The organism is Stenotrophomonas sp. STEN225, assembly GCF_056756445.1.
The window spans coordinates 12,509-28,000 of sequence record NZ_JBRRBV010000021.1 but is presented as its reverse complement, the minus strand read 5'-3'; the positions used below and the strand labels follow the sequence as shown (position 1 = coordinate 28,000).

At 67.9% G+C, this 15,492-nt stretch carries 16 protein-coding genes; 12 read left to right on the top strand and 4 right to left on the bottom strand.

What is annotated here, in order from left to right:
- Nucleotides 1-141: 141 nt before the first annotated feature.
- From ahpF to ACVOJ1_RS17015, 4 genes are all read left to right on the top strand, one after another.
- Complete coding sequence (ahpF, locus tag ACVOJ1_RS17030; protein ID WP_053519116.1) at nucleotides 142-1,734, top strand: alkyl hydroperoxide reductase subunit F; 1,593 nt, start codon at nucleotides 142-144, stop codon at nucleotides 1,732-1,734.
- Between the two features lie 84 nt (nucleotides 1,735-1,818).
- Nucleotides 1,819-2,784 (top strand): LysR substrate-binding domain-containing protein, encoded by a 966-nt coding sequence (locus ACVOJ1_RS17025; RefSeq protein ID WP_065175982.1) that lies wholly within the window; start codon nucleotides 1,819-1,821, stop codon nucleotides 2,782-2,784.
- Between the two features lie 122 nt (nucleotides 2,785-2,906).
- Entirely contained in the window at nucleotides 2,907-3,311 is a 405-nt protein-coding gene (gene rnk / locus ACVOJ1_RS17020) for a nucleoside diphosphate kinase regulator (RefSeq protein ID WP_053519113.1), read from the top strand.
- Between the two features lie 49 nt (nucleotides 3,312-3,360).
- Complete coding sequence (locus ACVOJ1_RS17015) at nucleotides 3,361-4,317, top strand: transaldolase (RefSeq protein WP_065182848.1); 957 nt, start codon at nucleotides 3,361-3,363, stop codon at nucleotides 4,315-4,317.
- A 622-nt stretch (nucleotides 4,318-4,939) separates the two neighbouring features.
- Here ACVOJ1_RS17015 and msrA read toward each other — a convergent pair.
- Nucleotides 4,940-5,605: a peptide-methionine (S)-S-oxide reductase MsrA gene (gene msrA / locus ACVOJ1_RS17010; protein WP_053519160.1), complete on the bottom strand. Its 666-nt coding sequence runs from the start codon at nucleotides 5,603-5,605 to the stop codon at nucleotides 4,940-4,942.
- A 30-nt stretch (nucleotides 5,606-5,635) separates the two neighbouring features.
- Nucleotides 5,636-5,899 carry a putative signal transducing protein gene (locus ACVOJ1_RS17005; RefSeq protein ID WP_053519109.1) on the bottom strand — a complete coding sequence of 88 codons (264 nt, stop codon included), beginning with the start codon at nucleotides 5,897-5,899 and terminating at the stop codon, nucleotides 5,636-5,638.
- A 186-nt stretch (nucleotides 5,900-6,085) separates the two neighbouring features.
- Between ACVOJ1_RS17005 and ACVOJ1_RS17000 the strand changes: the two genes are divergently transcribed.
- The 6 genes from ACVOJ1_RS17000 to ACVOJ1_RS16975 all read left to right on the top strand — a co-directional run bounded on the left by ACVOJ1_RS17000 (nucleotide 6,086) and on the right by ACVOJ1_RS16975 (nucleotide 11,478).
- Nucleotides 6,086-7,834, top strand: a complete 1,749-nt coding sequence (locus ACVOJ1_RS17000) for a glutamine--tRNA ligase/YqeY domain fusion protein (RefSeq protein ID WP_065176238.1) — start codon at nucleotides 6,086-6,088, stop codon at nucleotides 7,832-7,834.
- Nucleotides 7,835-7,877: 43 nt separating this feature from the next.
- Nucleotides 7,878-8,531, top strand: coding sequence for a hypothetical protein (locus tag ACVOJ1_RS16995; RefSeq protein ID WP_346480689.1), 654 nt, complete (start codon nucleotides 7,878-7,880; stop codon nucleotides 8,529-8,531).
- A gap of 48 nt (nucleotides 8,532-8,579) precedes the next feature.
- Nucleotides 8,580-9,302, top strand: a complete 723-nt coding sequence (locus ACVOJ1_RS16990) for a DUF6348 family protein (protein ID WP_346480688.1) — start codon at nucleotides 8,580-8,582, stop codon at nucleotides 9,300-9,302.
- 94 nt (nucleotides 9,303-9,396) lie between these two features.
- Nucleotides 9,397-9,957 carry a nucleoside deaminase gene (locus ACVOJ1_RS16985; RefSeq protein WP_065176235.1) on the top strand — a complete coding sequence of 187 codons (561 nt, stop codon included), beginning with the start codon at nucleotides 9,397-9,399 and terminating at the stop codon, nucleotides 9,955-9,957.
- Nucleotides 9,941-11,008 carry a 23S rRNA (cytidine(2498)-2'-O)-methyltransferase RlmM gene (gene rlmM, locus ACVOJ1_RS16980; RefSeq protein ID WP_065176234.1) on the top strand — a complete coding sequence of 356 codons (1,068 nt, stop codon included), beginning with the start codon at nucleotides 9,941-9,943 and terminating at the stop codon, nucleotides 11,006-11,008. Before ACVOJ1_RS16985 ends, rlmM begins: the two co-directional genes overlap by 17 nt.
- 71 nt (nucleotides 11,009-11,079) lie before the next feature.
- The gene (locus ACVOJ1_RS16975; RefSeq protein ID WP_065182845.1) at nucleotides 11,080-11,478 is read left to right on the top strand and encodes an EF-hand domain-containing protein; all 399 of its coding nucleotides are present in this window, start codon (nucleotides 11,080-11,082) and stop codon (nucleotides 11,476-11,478) included.
- A 365-nt stretch (nucleotides 11,479-11,843) separates the two neighbouring features.
- Here the strand turns inward: ACVOJ1_RS16975 and ACVOJ1_RS16970 are convergent, their stop codons facing one another.
- Both ACVOJ1_RS16970 and ubiH read right to left on the bottom strand, forming a co-directional pair.
- Nucleotides 11,844-13,025 carry a UbiH/UbiF family hydroxylase gene (locus ACVOJ1_RS16970; protein WP_065176233.1) on the bottom strand — a complete coding sequence of 394 codons (1,182 nt, stop codon included), beginning with the start codon at nucleotides 13,023-13,025 and terminating at the stop codon, nucleotides 11,844-11,846.
- A complete protein-coding gene (ubiH, locus tag ACVOJ1_RS16965; RefSeq protein WP_065176232.1) occupies nucleotides 13,022-14,230 on the bottom strand; it encodes a 2-octaprenyl-6-methoxyphenyl hydroxylase in 1,209 nt (402 codons plus the stop codon). The genes ACVOJ1_RS16970 and ubiH overlap by 4 nt, the downstream gene beginning before the upstream one ends.
- 109 nt (nucleotides 14,231-14,339) lie before the next feature.
- On the opposite strand from ubiH, the gene ACVOJ1_RS16960 reads away from it, so the two are divergent.
- Complete coding sequence (locus tag ACVOJ1_RS16960) at nucleotides 14,340-14,924, top strand: hypothetical protein (protein WP_053519669.1); 585 nt, start codon at nucleotides 14,340-14,342, stop codon at nucleotides 14,922-14,924.
- Between the two features lie 8 nt (nucleotides 14,925-14,932).
- Complete coding sequence (locus ACVOJ1_RS16955; RefSeq protein ID WP_193396231.1) at nucleotides 14,933-15,487, top strand: cob(I)yrinic acid a,c-diamide adenosyltransferase; 555 nt, start codon at nucleotides 14,933-14,935, stop codon at nucleotides 15,485-15,487.
- The last annotated feature ends 5 nt before the right edge of the window (nucleotides 15,488-15,492 follow it).

The window sequence follows — 15,492 nt, the reverse complement described above, 5'->3', positions numbered from 1 at the left end:
AAGACAGCCATCGCCGGCCCGTCGCGGCCAGCCAGCCCCTTCCACGGTCGCTGTCTTGGGTTCACCCCTACCCCCTGCTGGTCCGCTACCTTCTACAGCGGTGCCACGCCCCCTGTTTGCCTGAATCCAGGAGAAGACCCGATGTTGGACGCCAACCTGCAGTCGCAGCTGAAGACCTATCTGGAGCGCGTGACCCGCCCCATCCAGATCACCGCGCATGCCGACGACGGCGACAAGTCGCGGGAAATGCTGGAACTGCTGCAGACCCTGGAAAGCCTGTCCGACAGCATCTCGCTGCAGGTGCTGCGTGATGGCCAGGGCCGCGTGCCTTCGTTCGACCTGGGCACGCCCGGCCAGGACATCCACCTGACCTTCGCCGGCCTGCCGATGGGTCATGAATTCACCTCGCTGGTGCTGGCGCTGCTGCAGGTGGGCGGTCATCCGTCCAAGGCCACCGCCGAACTGATCGAGCAGGTGCAGAGCCTGGAAGGCGAGTACCGGTTCGAGACCTATTTCTCCCTGTCCTGCCAGAACTGCCCGGACGTGGTGCAGGCGCTGAACCTGGCCGCGGTGCTCAACCCGCGCATCCAGCACGTGGCCATCGACGGCGCGCTGTTCCAGGAGGAAGTGGAGAAGCGCGAGATCATGTCGGTGCCGACCGTGTATCTCAACGGTGAAGTCTTCGACCAGGGCCGGATGACGCTCGAACAGATCGTGGCCAAGCTGGATACCAACGCCAGCAAGCGCGACGCAGAGAAGATCGCCGCCAAGCAGGCCTTCGACGTGCTGGTGGTGGGCGGCGGCCCGGCTGGCGCGGCCGCAGCGATCTACGCCGCGCGCAAGGGCATCCGCACCGGCATCGCCGCCGAGCGCTTCGGCGGCCAGGTACTGGACACCATGGCCATCGAGAACTTCATCTCGGTCAAGGAGACCGAAGGCCCGAAGCTCGCCACCGCGCTGGAGCAGCATGTGCGCGAGTACGACGTGGACATCATGGATCTGCAGCGCGCCACCGCGCTGGTGCCGGCCGGCGACGATGGGCTGGTACAGGTGCAGCTGGAAAACGGCGCGGTGCTGAAGTCGCGTTCGGTGATCCTGTCCACCGGTGCGCGCTGGCGGCAGATGAATGTGCCGGGCGAAGAGCAGTACCGCAACAAGGGTGTGGCCTACTGCCCGCACTGCGATGGCCCGCTGTTCAAGGGCAAGCGCGTGGCGGTGATCGGTGGTGGCAACTCCGGCGTTGAAGCTGCCATCGATCTGGCCGGCATCGTGTCGCATGTAACCCTGCTGGAATTCGATTCCAGCCTGCGCGCCGATGAAGTGCTGCAGAAGAAGCTTCGCAGCCTCGGCAATGTCACCGTGCTGACCAGCGCCCAGACCACCGAAGTGCTGGGCGATGGCAGCCGGGTCACCGGGCTGGTCTACAAGGACCGCATCGGTGGCGACGCCCACCGCGTAGAGCTGGAAGGCATCTTCGTGCAGATCGGCCTGCTGCCCAACACCGAGTGGCTGAAGGACACCGTGGCGCTGTCGCCGCGCGGCGAGATCGTCATCGACGACCGTGGCCAGACCAGTGTGCCCGGCGTGTTCGCCGCAGGTGATTGCACGACGGTACCCTACAAGCAGATCATCATCGCCATGGGCGCCGGCTCGACCGCCGCACTGAGCGCGTTCGATCACCTGATCCGCTCGTCGGTGAGCAAGAGCAGCGGGGCCGTTGCCGAAGCTGCCTGATCCACTGCTCCCGGGTTGCCGGGAGCATTGTCAGCTGCGGGGTGACCACGCCGCCAGCCGGTCCGTTATCCCTGGGATGTGAGGATGAATCTACGCGATCTGAAGTACCTGGTAGCCCTGGCCGACCACAAGCATTTCGGTCGGGCTGCCGCGTCGTGCTTCGTCAGCCAGCCCACGTTGTCCACCCAGATCCGCAAGCTGGAAGAAGAGCTGGGCCTGCCGCTGGTCGAGCGGGCCCCCCGCAAGGTGATGCTGACGCCGGCCGGCCAGGAAGCCGCTGCACGGGCGCGGGTGATCGTGTCCGAGGTGGAGCAGCTGAAGGAAGCGGCACGGCGCAGCCGCGATCCGGAAGCCGGCACGGTGCGCCTGGGAATCTTCCCGACCCTGGGCCCGTACCTGCTGCCGCATGTGATCCCGCGCATCCGCGAACGTTTCCCGGAACTGGAACTGCTGCTGGTCGAAGAGAAGAGCGATGTGCTGCTGGAGCGCCTGCGCGAAGGCAAGCTCGATGCCGCGCTGCTGGCACTGCCGGTGATCGACGATCAGCTGCACGCCGAGTTCCTGTTCGAGGAGCCGTTCCTGTTGGCCGTTTCCGGTCGCCATCCGCTCGCCCAGCGCGCCCATCTGGATGTGCAGGAACTGGCCACGCAGAAGCTGCTGCTGCTGGAAGACGGCCATTGCCTGCGCGACCAGGCGCTGGAAGTGTGCCGGCTGTTCGGCGCCAACGAGAAATCCGAGTTCCGCGCCACCAGCCTGGAAACATTGCGGCAGATGGTCGCCGCCGATGTCGGCATCACATTGCTGCCGAGCCTGTCGGTGCAGCCCCCCGTCCCCCGCTCGAACAACATCCGCCTGCTCGACTTCATCGGTGAGGGCCGGCCCAGCCGCCGTATTGCAATGGTCTGGCGCCGCAGCTCGGCGATGAACGACTTCCTGATGGAGCTGGCCAGCCAGTTCAAGCGCCTGCCGCATGCGCTGTTCACGCTGGAAGCCGCCAATGGCACGGCCGCCGATCCGGCCAGCCTTTCCGGCCCCGCGCTGAACGGCTGACGGCCCCGCGTCCCCGCCCCCGAGCGGCGGGAGTCGATTCCGGTCGCATTTGTCCCCACAATACAGACAGGCGGCGCCAGCAGGCGCCGCCTTTTGCATGGTTTTCAACCAAGGAGTTTTACATGAACACCGCCAGCGGCCTGCCGCCGTCGATCACTGTCTCAACCTTCGACATGGACCGCCTGGAGGCCATGCTCGAAGCCCCTGCGCTGAGCCAGACGCCTGCCGCGCTCGCGCTTGCCGAAGAACTCAACCGGGCCACCGTGCTGGCGCCGGACCAGATTCCCGAAGGCATCGTCATGATGCATTCCCGCGTGGAGTGCGAAGATGGGGTCTCAGGCGAGAAGCACGTCCTGACCCTGGTCTTCCCCCGCGAAGCCAACGTCGATGAAGGCAAGGTTTCCGTGCTGGCCCCGGTCGGCAGTGCCCTGCTCGGCCTGTCGGTCGGCCAGAGCATCGACTGGACTGCACCCGGTGGTCGCAAGCTGCGCCTGCGCGTGACCGCAGTGCACAACGACCGTCCCTGATCTCCGCTGCGCACTGCGCGCGATCCGATTCCCCGTACCAGGAGCCGTAATGAGTACCTCGTCCAAACTGTCCCAGCTGCGCGAACTGTCCGTGGTCGTTGCCGATACCGGTGACTACGAGGCGATCAAGCGCCTGCAGCCGGTGGACTGCACCACCAACCCGACCCTGGTGAAGAAGGCACTGGACCTGCCGGTCTATGCCGATCTGATCGAGCGCGAACTGGCCTGGGGCCGTCAGCAGAGCGGCGACCGCGAGGCCGTGGTGCATGCGGTGGCCGATCGGCTGACCATCGGCGTCGGCGCGCTGCTCAGCACGCTGGTGCCGGGCCGCGTGTCCACCGAGGTGGATGCTGACCAGGCGTACGACACCGCCGCCACCGTGGCCAAGGCCCGCCAGTTCATCCAGATGTACGCCGATGCCGGCGTACCGCGCGAGAAGATCCTGATCAAGATCGCCGCGACCTGGGAAGGCGTGGAAGCGGCGCGGATCCTGCAGGCCGAGGGCATCGACTGCAACCTGACGCTGATCTTCAACCCGACCCAGGCGCTGGCCTGCAGCGAAGCGGGCGCGTTCCTGATCTCGCCGTTCGTCGGCCGCATCCTTGACTGGTACGTGGCCAACGGCCAGACCCCGGCCAACATCGATGAGGACCCGGGCGTGAAGTTCGTGCGCAGCGTATATGCGGAGTTCAAGCGCCGTGGTTCGCCGACCGTGGTGATGGGCGCCTCGTTCCGTTCCACCGCACAGATCGAGGCGCTGGCCGGCTGCGACCGCCTGACCATTTCGCCGGATCTGCTGGAGAAGCTCGACGCCGATCACGGCGAGCTGCCGCGCAAGCTGGTGCCCGGTGAGGGTAACGGCGTGGCGGTGACCCCGATCGATGCGGCGACGTTTGCGGCGGATCTGGCTGCCGATCCGATGGCGACCGAGAAGCTGGCGACCGGTATCGAGGCGTTCGCCAAGGATCTGGAAGCGCTGCGCGAGCGGATCCGCGCGGCGCTGTAAGGGTTCCAGCCAACGGCTGAGCCCCTCGTGGCGGGGGCTCGGTCGCGAAAGGCGGGTCGTGCGTTTGGCAGGGTGGGTAGGCCGTGCAGGGGACGCTGCAAGTACGTCCATGTAAGCTCGGTCGCCGCATCCATGCGGCTCACGCCCCTGCACGGCCTACCCACCCTGCCTTCGACAGTTTCCTGTGGCTGCCCGCCACGGAAGGAAGAAGGAAGAGCAACAGCGGGTCGCGCGCTTCGCTTGCTCGGAGCGGAGCATGGCTCCGCTCTACAAAAGACACCGCAGGATCAAACAAAAAGGACGCGGCGAAGGCCGCGTCCTTCTTGTTTTCCTTCAGTTCGTCAGTAACCCACGCTCTTGCCCACCGTCACCGGGAAACTGTCGGAGGTGGGGTGGTGTGGGTTGGCAGGACCGTTGGCGCCATGGATGGCGCCATCGAGCCCCCATGGATGGGTTCAGGGCGTATCCTGCCGACCCACACCGCCCCGCCCTACTCACAGCAACCCAGAGCCGCTTTGGCTTTGGCTTTGGCTTTGGCTTTGGCTTTGGCTTTGGCTTTGGCTCTGGCTTTGGCTTCGGCAGTTGATTGAGCTTCTGCCCGCCGCAGGCGGACCACCGCGCGTCAGCGCGGCGCCTCCACATCCAGCCCGATCGGGCAGCTCACCCCGGTGCCGCCGATGCCGCAGTAACCGTTCGGGTTCTTCGCCAGGTACTGCTGGTGATAGTCCTCGGCATAGTAGTACTCCGGCGCCGGGAACACGATCTCGGTGGTGATCGGGCCATAGCCGGCCGCGTCCAGCTGCGCCTGGTAGGCCTCGCGGCTGGCCAGCGCAGCGGCGTACTGCGTTTCGTCGGTGGCATGGATCGCCGAACGGTACTGGGTGCCGGTGTCGTTGCCCTGGCGCATGCCCTGGGTCGGGTCGTGGCTTTCCCAGAACAGCTGCAGCAGCCGTTCCAGGCTCACCACCTTCGGATCGAACACCACCTGCACCACTTCGGTGTGGCCGGTGAGGCCGGAGCAGACTTCTTCATAGGTGGGATTCGGCGTGACGCCGCCGGCATAGCCGACCGACGTGCTGTACACGCCCGGCTCCGACCAGAATTTGCGCTCGGCTCCCCAGAAGCAGCCAAGCGCGAAACGGATCTGCTGCAGGCCGGCAAAGCGGTCCTTCAGCGGGTGACTGTTCACGAAGTGCTGGTTGCTGTGCAGCGGCAGTGGCTGATCACGCCCTGGCAGCGCCTCTTCCGGGCGCGGCAGGCGCTGCTTGAAGGCGCCGATGCCCAGGATGCCCTGTCCGATTCCCAACATGATGCGCTCCTACGCCGGAAGGCCGGCAATGTCGTCTGCATCGGAAATGGGGGCGTCGGCGGCGTGGCCCAAGTCCAGGCCGGCGACGATGCCTTCAGCCTCGGCCCGCGCGGCGTCGGGGATGCCGACCCTCAATACACCAAACAGCGGCAGTTCGCCCATGCCCCCCAGCAGCTGCTCGCCAAACACGAAGGCAGGAATGCCGGCATCTTCCAATGCGTGCTTCACCAGGTGGGCGTCGAACAGATTGTCGGCCTTGTACACGATGTGCATGGGGCGGCTCCACGGGAGAGGCCTCCAGCATACGTCCGGGCGCTGAATGCCGCCGCTGCGCTCGCCGGGCATGGCCCGGCGCTACCCCTGGCCCCCCCCTGCGCCCGGTAGCGCGGGCGCAACCCCGGCAGCCCTTCCCCTTACGCGCTAGACTGTTGGTCTTTCTGCCCTTTTTCGCCCAGCCTCATGTCCGAGCACACCCCCGCCAGCCCCGAGACCCCCGCCGACAGCCACGAAAAGCGCGATTTCATCCGCCAGATCGTGCGCGAGGACCTGGCCAGCGGAAAGCACCAGGCGATCAAGACCCGGTTTCCGCCGGAGCCGAACGGCTACCTGCACATCGGCCATGCCAAGTCGATCTGCCTGAACTTCGGCATTGCCGGCGAGTTCAGCGGCGTATGCAACCTGCGCTTCGACGACACCAATCCGGCCAAGGAAGACCCGGAGTACGTGGCCGCCATCCAGGATGATGTCCGTTGGCTGGGGTTCGAGTGGAACGAACTGCGCCACGCCTCCGATTACTTCCAGGCCTACTATCTCGCCGCCGAGAAGCTGATCGAGCAGGGCAAGGCCTATGTGTGTGACCTGTCGGCCGAGGAAGTGCGTGCCTACCGTGGCACCCTGACCGAGCCGGGCCGTCCCTCGCCGTGGCGCGACCGCAGTGTCGAGGAGAACCTCGACCTGTTCCGCCGCATGCGTGCCGGTGAATTCCCGGACGGTGCGCGCACCCTGCGCGCGAAGATCGACATGGCCAGCGGCAACATCAACCTGCGCGATCCGGCGCTGTACCGCATCAAGCATGTCGAGCACCAGAACACGGGCAACGCGTGGCCGATCTACCCGATGTACGACTTCGCGCATGCACTGGGCGATTCGATCGAGGGCATCACCCACTCGCTGTGCACCCTGGAATTCGAGGACCATCGCCCGCTCTACGACTGGTGCGTGGACAACGTCGATTTCGCCCATGACGACGCACTGACCCAGCCGCTGGTCGATGCCGGCCTGCCGCGCGAAGCCGCCAAGCCGCGCCAGATCGAATTCTCGCGCCTGAACATCAACTACACGGTGATGAGCAAGCGCAAGCTGATGGCGCTGGTCACCGAGCAGCTGGTGGACGGCTGGGAGGACCCGCGCATGCCGACCCTGCAGGGACTGCGTCGCCGCGGCTACACCCCGGCGGCAATGCGCCTGTTCGCCGAACGCGTGGGCATCAGCAAGCAGAACTCGCTGATCGACTTCAGCGTGCTGGAAGGCGCGCTGCGCGAAGACCTCGACGGCGCCGCACCGCGCCGCATGGCCGTGGTCGACCCGCTCAAGCTGGTGCTGACCAACCTGCCCGAAGGCCATGAAGAACAGCTCACCTTCAGCAACCATCCGAAGGACGAGAGCTTCGGCAGCCGTCAGGTGCCGTTCGCGCGCGAGGTCTGGATCGACCGCGAGGACTTCGCCGAAGTACCGCCGAAGGGCTGGAAGCGCTTGGTGCCGGGCGGCGAAGTGCGCCTGCGTGGTGCCGGCATCATCCGCTGCGATGAGGTGATCAAGGATGCCGACGGCACCATCACCGAGCTGCGCGGCTGGCTGGATCCGGAGTCGCGCCCCGGCATGGAAGGGGCCAACCGCAAGGTCAAGGGCACCATTCACTGGGTCAGCGCCGTGCACGGCGTTCCGGCCGAGATCCGCCTGTACGACCGGCTGTTCTCGGTGCCGAACCCGGACGACGAGTCGGAAGGCAGGACCTACCGCGACTACCTCAATCCGGAATCGCGCCGCACCGTCACCGGCTATGTCGAGCCGGCCGCGGCCAGCGCCGCGCCGGAGCAGTCGTTCCAGTTCGAGCGCACCGGCTACTTCGTTGCCGACCGCCGCGACCACACCGAAGCCAAGCCGGTGTTCAACCGCAGCGTGACGCTGCGCGATACCTGGTCGGCCTGAAGACCTGCGCGGGCGCCGACACGGCGCCCGCACGCCCGCGACGATGATCACCGCCCTGTCCGCCCTGCTCTGGTTCATCTCGCAGCATCCGCTGCTGACCTTCTTTGCAGCAATGGGGCTGGCCGCGCTGGTCTCGTGGTGGCGGCGTTCACCGGTCTACGCCATCGTGGTGTTTCCGCTGGCGATGCTCAACATCTTCCTCGGCAGCTTCCTCAACGCCACTTTCCTCAATGCGGTGGGCGAGCGCGGTGAAGCGGTGATCGTGAAGGCCGAGGAAACCAATTCAACGCTCAACGAACAGTACATCTGGCGCTACGAAGCGGTGTTGCGCACCGCCGAAGGTCGCGACGTGGAGGTGGTGTTCCACACCAACACCGCTTCGCTGTGGCCGCTGGAGAACGCGATCCGCATCCCGGCTCAGGACCAGCCGTTCGTGGTGAAGTACACGCCGGGCTTTCCGCGCAACTTCGTCATCCTCACCACCGAATCACCGCACGGCATCGCCCAGGCCCGTGCCAGCGCGCGCGAGCGGGTGGAGGTGGCCGCACGCAAGCTGCACTTCAGCCCGGACAACGCCGATTTCCGCGCGGACTATCGCCGCGAACTGGATACCTGGCTGCGTGATCATGGCAACGATCCGCAGCAGCAATCCGACGCACGGCGATATCGCGCAGAACGCGAAGCACTCGATCACTAGCACCCGGCCCGGCCTGGATGCTCCACCCGATCCATCCACAGGCCTGACATGACCACGACGTCCACCGCCCTCCTCCCGCTGCTGCAGCAGGTCCTGCAGGACGCTGGCATCGCCAGCCGCGTCGACGGCGGCGCGCTGGTGCTGGACAGCGGCCTGCGCCTGACCCCGCATGCGATGGCAGCACACGCGCGCGACAACGGTGGCTGGCAGACCTCCACGGTCATCGGGGCGCAGCACCCCACCCTGTTCGCCGATGGCCTGTTCGAGTACCAGCACGCCAACGGCGCCGATGAGCAGGCCTCGCTGCTGTCCGGCTTCCAGGCCTGGGTGCGGGTGGACCTGGCCACCCTGCAGACCGCAGTGGGCGCCGACGACGCGCAGGGCCTGCCGATGATGGGCCTGACCTATCCAGCAGGTGATGACGGCAAGGAACACGGGCGCACCGTCGTGCTGGGGCCGCTGGCCCACTACCGCGCGCAGGAGGTGGAGGTCGCCACATGCAGTGAGGACGACCACGGTTCCTGCCCCTGCTGCCTGTTCACCAGGAGCATGGACGCCTTCGACGAGCTGCTGAAAGCGCGCCAGTTCCTTGCCATCCGCCTGTTCGCCTCGCGCGATGCCGATGGCCTGTGCGAGGCCGATTGTCGGGTCAATGGCCACGACTTCGCCCCTGCCCTGCCATTGCTGCGCGCGTATGCCGCCAGTTGGCCGCAGGCCGGGCTGGAGTTCCGCAAGCAGTACGTGGTGATCCGCACCGGCTCACCCGGCTGACGCGCCCACACCCGGTACAGGCCGGTGCGGCTACACTGCGCGCCGGTTTCCCAAGCAACCGCACTTTTCCCATCCCACACGAGGCACCCCCGCGATGCTGTATGCGCAAGTCCACCTGACCCTTCCCGCCTGGATCCACGACCAGATCGACCTGGATCGTCGATATCCGGGCGATGAGGCCAAGGTCGCGCTGGCCATCGAGCTGTCGCGCCAGAACGTCGAGCACGCCAGCGGCGGTCCGTTCGGCGCCGTGGTGTTCGGTCCGGACGACAAGGTGATCGCCGCCGGCGTGAACCGGGTGATGCCGCATGCCACCTCGTTGGCACATGCCGAGAACATGGCCTACATGCTGGCCCAGCAGCGCCTGCAGACGCCGCGCCTGAATGCCGTGCTGTCGCCGGTCACCCTGGCCACCAGCTCGCAGCCGTGCTGCCAGTGTTACGGCGCTACGGTGTGGGCCGGCATCGACCGCCTGCTGATCGGCGCCAGTGCCGCCGATGTAGAGGAACTGACCCCGTTCGACGAAGGCCCGCTGCCGGCCGACTGGGTGGGCGAGCTCAACAAGCGTGGCATCGAGGTGGTGCAGGGCCTGAACCGCGACGCCGCACGCAGCGTGCTGCGCGCCTATGGGGAAAGCGATGGCGCCCGTTACTGAAACCGGCATCGGCCTGCTGTGCCTGTGCCGCCAGGGCTTCGAGCCGGAGCTGGCCGGCGAACTGCAGTTCCGCGCCGGTGAGGCAGGGTTCGCCGGCTACGCACGTACCCAGCGCAATGACGGCTATGTGTTGTTCATGTGCGACGAAGCGGCCGCGTTGGCACCGCGGTTGCCGTGGCGCGGCCTGATCTTCGCGCGGCAGAAGCTGGTGGTGCTGGCTGAACTGCCGCAGCTGGATCCGGCCGATCGCATCACGCCGATGCTGGAGGTGCTGGCCGATGCGCCACGCTTTGGTGATCTGTGGGTCGAACATCCGGATTCGGATGCCGGCAAGCCACTGTCCGGGCTCGCCCGTGCGTTCGGCAACGCGTTGCGCCCGGCGCTGCGCAAGGCCGGCAAGCTCAGCGACAAGCCCAATGCACGGCTGCCACGCCTGCACGTGGTGTTCGTGGACGGCACCCACGCCTTCATCTGCGTGGCCGACCCCGCCGACAGCGCACCGTGGGCACTGGGCATTCCGCGCCTGAAACTGCTGCCGGAGGCCCCCTCGCGTTCGGCGCTGAAGCTGGACGAAGCCCTGCTGACGCTGCTGGCGCCGGAAGAACGCGAGGCACTGGTGAAACCCGGCATGCGCGCGGCCGATCTGGGGGCGGCACCGGGCGGCTGGACCTGGGTGTTGACCCGCCAGCACATGCAGGTGCTGAGCATCGACAACGGCCCCCTGCGCCAGCACGTACTGGATACCGGCCTGGTCGAGCACCTGCGCGCGGATGGCTTCCATTGGCACCCGGAGCAGCCGCTGGACTGGATGGTGTGCGACATGGTCGAGCAACCGCGCCGCGTTGCCGAACGCATGGCCACCTGGTTCCGCGAAGGCTGGTGCAGGCATGCCATCTTCAATCTGAAACTGCCGATGAAGAAGCGCTGGGACGAGACCCGGCTGTGCCTGGACCTGTTCCAGGAGCAGGCTGGCACGTCTCTGGAAGTGCGTGCCAAGCAGCTCTATCACGACCGCGAAGAGATCACCGTGCTGGCGTCGCCGATGCGGTGATGCGCGGCAGGGTCATCGCCCGCACAGGATGCCCCGGGTACGCTTCCGTCAACGCCCGCCAGGAGTCCGTCATGTACCGTCCGCGTTTGCCCGTGCTGCTGGCTGCCCTGCTGGCCACGTCCCCCGTGCTGGCGCAGCAGCTGCCGCCCACACCCGCGCAGAGCCAACCGCTGGGTCCGACCGGCGGAGCCATCCGCCAGCAGCCCTTGAATGCCGGACGGGTCACCGGCAGTGTCGATATTCCGATGCCCGCAGGGGAGGCCCAGGTCACGGTGCGCTCGGTTGAACCCAGCAGCGTGACCGGCCAGTACCGCATCCACTTTGCCGCGCTGGATACCGACGGTGATGGCTTCATCAGCCGTGCGGAGGCCCAGGCCAATCCTGCACTGGCCGATGAGTTCACCGCGCTGGACAGCAAGCGCCGCGGCAAGCTGGATCGTGCCGACCTGGCCGGCTGGCTGATTGATTGATCCGGTTCACGGATCCCGCCGGGCATGGCCCGGCGCTACCGGCCTGATGATCCGCCGAACGGCGTCCCGTTGCCGCGCCGGATCGTGCCGACCTGTCCGGCGCACTGATTGATTGATCCGCTGCGGGTAGCGGCGGGGCCATCCCCGCGGAGTTGATGATCCCCGCTGCGCGCGCGCCCGGCACCGCCCGGCGCGAACGGCGGGTAAACCCCCCCCCGGGGTTTGGGGCCGACCGTCCCGGCTCATTTTTTTTTGCATCCGCGGGGGGTAGCGCGGGCCCAGCCCCGGCGGATTCCATGAACCGCGCTGCGCGCTCGCCGGGCACGGCCCGGCGCTACCGGCGGATCAACCGCCAAACGGGGTGGTCACACGCCGGCGGCGCGCTTCCAGAACGCCTGAACCAGCGGCGGCCACTTGCCGACGCAGCCCAGCGCGCGGCCACGGGCGAGGGTCAGGTGCATCTCGTCGTTGGAGAACAGGCGGTTGATCGCATCGAAACTGTAGGCGGCCACCTGGTTGTCGCTGCGCCGCTCGCGGGCCCAGCGCTGCAGGCGCTGCGGCGACAGGCGCGGCTGGCCACGGCGCTCGGCTGACGGCGCCAGCCATTGCCGCAGGGCAGCGACATCCCGCAGCCCCAGGTTCACGCCCTGCCCGGCCAGGGGGTGCACCACATGCGCGGCGTCGCCGAGTGCGAGCACGCGGCCGGCCACATAGTGGCGGGCCAGCTGGCGGCGCAGCGGGAACGCGGCGCGCGGCGACACCAGGCGCAGTTCGCCCAGCCGTGCGGCGAAGGCGCGGGTCAGTTCGCGATTGAATGCCTCCTCCTCCAGCGCCAGCACGCGCACCGCCTCTTCGTCAGGCAAGGTCCACACGATCGAGCTGCGGCGCTCGGCCACCGGCAGCAGCGCCAGCGGACCGGTCGGCAGGAAACGCTGCCAGGCCGTGGCCTGGTTGGGCAGCTCGCTGTCGACGTAGGCCACCACGCCACGCTGGTGATAGTCGTGGCGCACCACGTCGATGCCCGCCAGCTCGCGCAGCGTCGACTCGGCACCATCGGCGGCCACGGCGAGGGCCGCTTCCAGCCTGCGTCCGTCATCCAGGCGCAGTCGCACCCCTTCCTCGTCCTGCTCAAGCGCCTCCACCCGTGCCGGGCAATGCAGCTGCACCCCGGCCGCCGGCAGTGCCGCCCACAGGCGATCCTGCAACAGCCCGTTCTCGACGATGAAGCCCAGCTCGCGACGCCCCAGGCGGTCGGCATCGAACAGCAGGTCCTCGCCTCCCGCGGCATCCCATACCTGCATGCGGCGATACGGCCAGGCCCGCGCCTGTACGATCGCAGGCCACACGCCGAGACGGTCCAGCAGCTGCACGTTGTCAGCCGCGAAGGCGAACACGCGCAGGTCCGGCTGCGATGCCTGCCAGGGCGCGGGCTCACGGCCCTCCACCAGGGCGACGGCCAGCCCCGCATCGGCCAGCGCCAGTGCACACGCGGCACCGACCACGCCGCCTCCCACGATGACCACGTCCAGGCGCGCGCGGCGGTTCATGCGGCTTCTCCGCGGCACAGTCGCGGCACGACGCCACGGAAACCCATCGCCCCGCCGACCAGCATCGACTGCACCGAACCGCGCTGCGCGGCCACCAGGCCGAGACTGCGCAACGGGCGCATCAACGGCGCAGGATTGCTGGTCAGGCGCGCCAGTCCTCCGGAGAACGCCACCGTCTGCTGGCGATCCTCTTCCCGACGGGCCACATACGCACGCAGCAGCGCATCACTGCCGGCATCGCCTGCATCGTCTTCCAGCAGTTCGGCCAGGGTCAGCGCATCGCGCAGGCCCAGGTTGAAGCCTTGCGCGCCCAACGGATGGATGGTCTGTGCGGCATTGCCGAGCAGCACCGCGCGCTCGCCTGCCAGGGCACGCGCCAGCACCTGGATCAGCGGGTAGGCACTGCGCGGACCCGACTCCAGCAGACGCCCGGCACGCCAGCCGATGGCATGCTGCAGGCGCTGCAGCCACGCTGCGTCGTCCAGCGCCATCACCGCGTCGGCGTCTTCGCGCGCCACCCCATGCACCGTGCCGAAATGGCGGTCGCCACGCGGCAGCAGGGCCGTCGGACCGGTATCGGTGAAGCGCTCCCAGGCCGTGCCGTCGGGCGCACGCTGGCTGCGCACGCGGGCCACGAACAGGGTCTGCTGGAAATCGTGGCGGTCGACCTCGATGCCCAGCGCCTCCCGCACCGCACTGGCCGTGCCATCGGCACCGACCACCAGCCGTGCCAGCAGCGTGCGCTCGCCGGCGTCGTCGGCCACATGCACCTGGCGACAGCCCTCCACCACCCCGCCCAGGCCGAGGAAACGCATCGGCCGGTAACGCCGCAGCCGCGGCAGTTCCTGCAGGCGTGCCTCAAGCGCATGACCGAAGTCACGTGCGACCACCACCTGGCCGAACCACGGCCGGTTGTAATCGGCCGCATCGAGCTGCACCCGGCCAAAGTCACCGGCGCGGCTGACATGGATGCGACGGATCGGCCCCGGCGCCATCGCCAGCTTCTGCATCACCCCCAGCGCGGTCAGCGCGTTGACGGTGGCGGCGGCGAAACTGAGGTTGCGCTGGTCGAACACCGCCGGCAGTCCACCGGCAGGGCTGGCCTCGATCAGGCCCACGTCGCGGCCCAGGCGGTCCAGGGCGATGGCGAGGCTGGCACCCACCAGTCCGCCGCCGACGATCAGCACGTCATGTCGTTCACTCATGGCGTTCATGATACGCGCTCGCCCCGGCTGTACACCGAACGCGACGCTGCCTGCGCCAACCCGCGCGGCGGGCTAGAATGAAAGCTGAATCCGCTCCGGGCCCGCCGCCATGTCCGACACCGCCAATCGTGCCTTCGTCCTGTCCGTGCTCGTGCTGTTGCTGGCGGCGACCCGGGTCAACCACTTCGCGGCGATCCCCGATGCCTCCTGGGCGGTGTTCTTCATCGGCGGTTTCTACCTGGCGCGCTGGACGCGCTGGGCCTTTCCGCTGCTGATGCTGTTTGCGGTGCTGGTCGACTGGATCGTGATCCGCAGCGCGGGGCTGGATTTCTGGCAGCACTACTGTGTGTCGCCCGGCTACTGGCTGCTGCTGCCGGCGTACTTCTCGCTGTGGGCCGGCGGCATGCTGCTGGGCCACAACTACCGCGGCGCGCGCTGGCCGGTGCTGGCCAAGGGTGCGCTCCTGCTGGTGGCCTCGGTGGCGCTGTGCCACCTGCTTGCGCAGGGGGGCTTCTACTGGACCACCCGCAACGTTGCCGAGCCGACGCTGGCGGGCTGGGCGCAGAACTACGCACAGTGGTTCGGCCCCTACCTGCGGACCACGGCGATCTACGTGGCGCTGGCCGCCGCCCTGCAACTGGCCGTGGAGCAGGTGCTCAAGCTCCAGCAGGCCCGTCGCGACATCCGGCACTGAGCTGCGCCATGGGCCATCGCCTCTCGCGCATCTACACCCGCACCGGTGACGACGGCAGCACCGGACTGGGCGATGGCCAGCGCGTAGCCAAGGACGATGCCCGCGTCGCCTCCTACGGCACCGTCGACGAAGCCAACGCGGCGCTGGGCCTGCTGCTGGCCACACCGCTTCCGGACGACGTGCGCGCGCTGGTGGTCCATCTGCAGCACCAGCTGTTCGACCTGGGCGCCGAGCTGTGCATCCCCGGCCATGCCGCGATCCATGCCGCCGATGTCTCGGCACTGGAACAGCAGCTGGACCACTACAACGCCACGCTGCCGATGCTGAAGGAGTTCATCCTGCCCGCCGGTGGCGAAGCCGCCGCACGCTGCCACCTGGCACGAACGATTGTCCGCCGCGCCGAGCGCGAGACGGTGACGCTGTCCCGCCATGAGAACGTGCGCAGCGAAGCGCTCCAGTATCTCAACCGGCTGTCGGACCTGCTGTTCGTGCTGGCCCGGGTGCTGGCCCGCGCCGATGGGCAGGGCGAGGCGCTCTGGCAGCCCCAGCACCGGCAGGGCTGAGTCCG

Excerpts from the sequence above, each read along its gene's own strand:
- rlmM (WP_065176234.1), top strand. The coding sequence starts at position 9,941 with ATGGCGCCCGTTACTGAAACCGGCATCGGCCTGCTGTGCCTGTGCCGC.
- ubiH (WP_065176232.1), bottom strand. The coding sequence starts at position 14,230 with ATGAGTGAACGACATGACGTGCTGATCGTCGGCGGCGGACTGGTGGGT.
- ACVOJ1_RS16960 (WP_053519669.1), top strand. The coding sequence starts at position 14,340 with ATGTCCGACACCGCCAATCGTGCCTTCGTCCTGTCCGTGCTCGTGCTG.
- rnk (WP_053519113.1), top strand. The coding sequence starts at position 2,907 with ATGAACACCGCCAGCGGCCTGCCGCCGTCGATCACTGTCTCAACCTTC.
- ACVOJ1_RS16990 (WP_346480688.1), top strand. The coding sequence starts at position 8,580 with ATGACCACGACGTCCACCGCCCTCCTCCCGCTGCTGCAGCAGGTCCTG.
- ACVOJ1_RS17005 (WP_053519109.1), bottom strand. The coding sequence starts at position 5,899 with ATGCACATCGTGTACAAGGCCGACAATCTGTTCGACGCCCACCTGGTG.
- ACVOJ1_RS16985 (WP_065176235.1), top strand. The coding sequence starts at position 9,397 with ATGCTGTATGCGCAAGTCCACCTGACCCTTCCCGCCTGGATCCACGAC.
- ACVOJ1_RS17025 (WP_065175982.1), top strand. The coding sequence starts at position 1,819 with ATGAATCTACGCGATCTGAAGTACCTGGTAGCCCTGGCCGACCACAAG.
- ACVOJ1_RS16975 (WP_065182845.1), top strand. The coding sequence starts at position 11,080 with ATGTACCGTCCGCGTTTGCCCGTGCTGCTGGCTGCCCTGCTGGCCACG.
- ACVOJ1_RS16970 (WP_065176233.1), bottom strand. The coding sequence starts at position 13,025 with ATGAACCGCCGCGCGCGCCTGGACGTGGTCATCGTGGGAGGCGGCGTG.
- ACVOJ1_RS16955 (WP_193396231.1), top strand. The coding sequence starts at position 14,933 with ATGGGCCATCGCCTCTCGCGCATCTACACCCGCACCGGTGACGACGGC.
- ACVOJ1_RS17000 (WP_065176238.1), top strand. The coding sequence starts at position 6,086 with ATGTCCGAGCACACCCCCGCCAGCCCCGAGACCCCCGCCGACAGCCAC.
- ACVOJ1_RS16995 (WP_346480689.1), top strand. The coding sequence starts at position 7,878 with ATGATCACCGCCCTGTCCGCCCTGCTCTGGTTCATCTCGCAGCATCCG.
- ahpF (WP_053519116.1), top strand. The coding sequence starts at position 142 with ATGTTGGACGCCAACCTGCAGTCGCAGCTGAAGACCTATCTGGAGCGC.
- ACVOJ1_RS17015 (WP_065182848.1), top strand. The coding sequence starts at position 3,361 with ATGAGTACCTCGTCCAAACTGTCCCAGCTGCGCGAACTGTCCGTGGTC.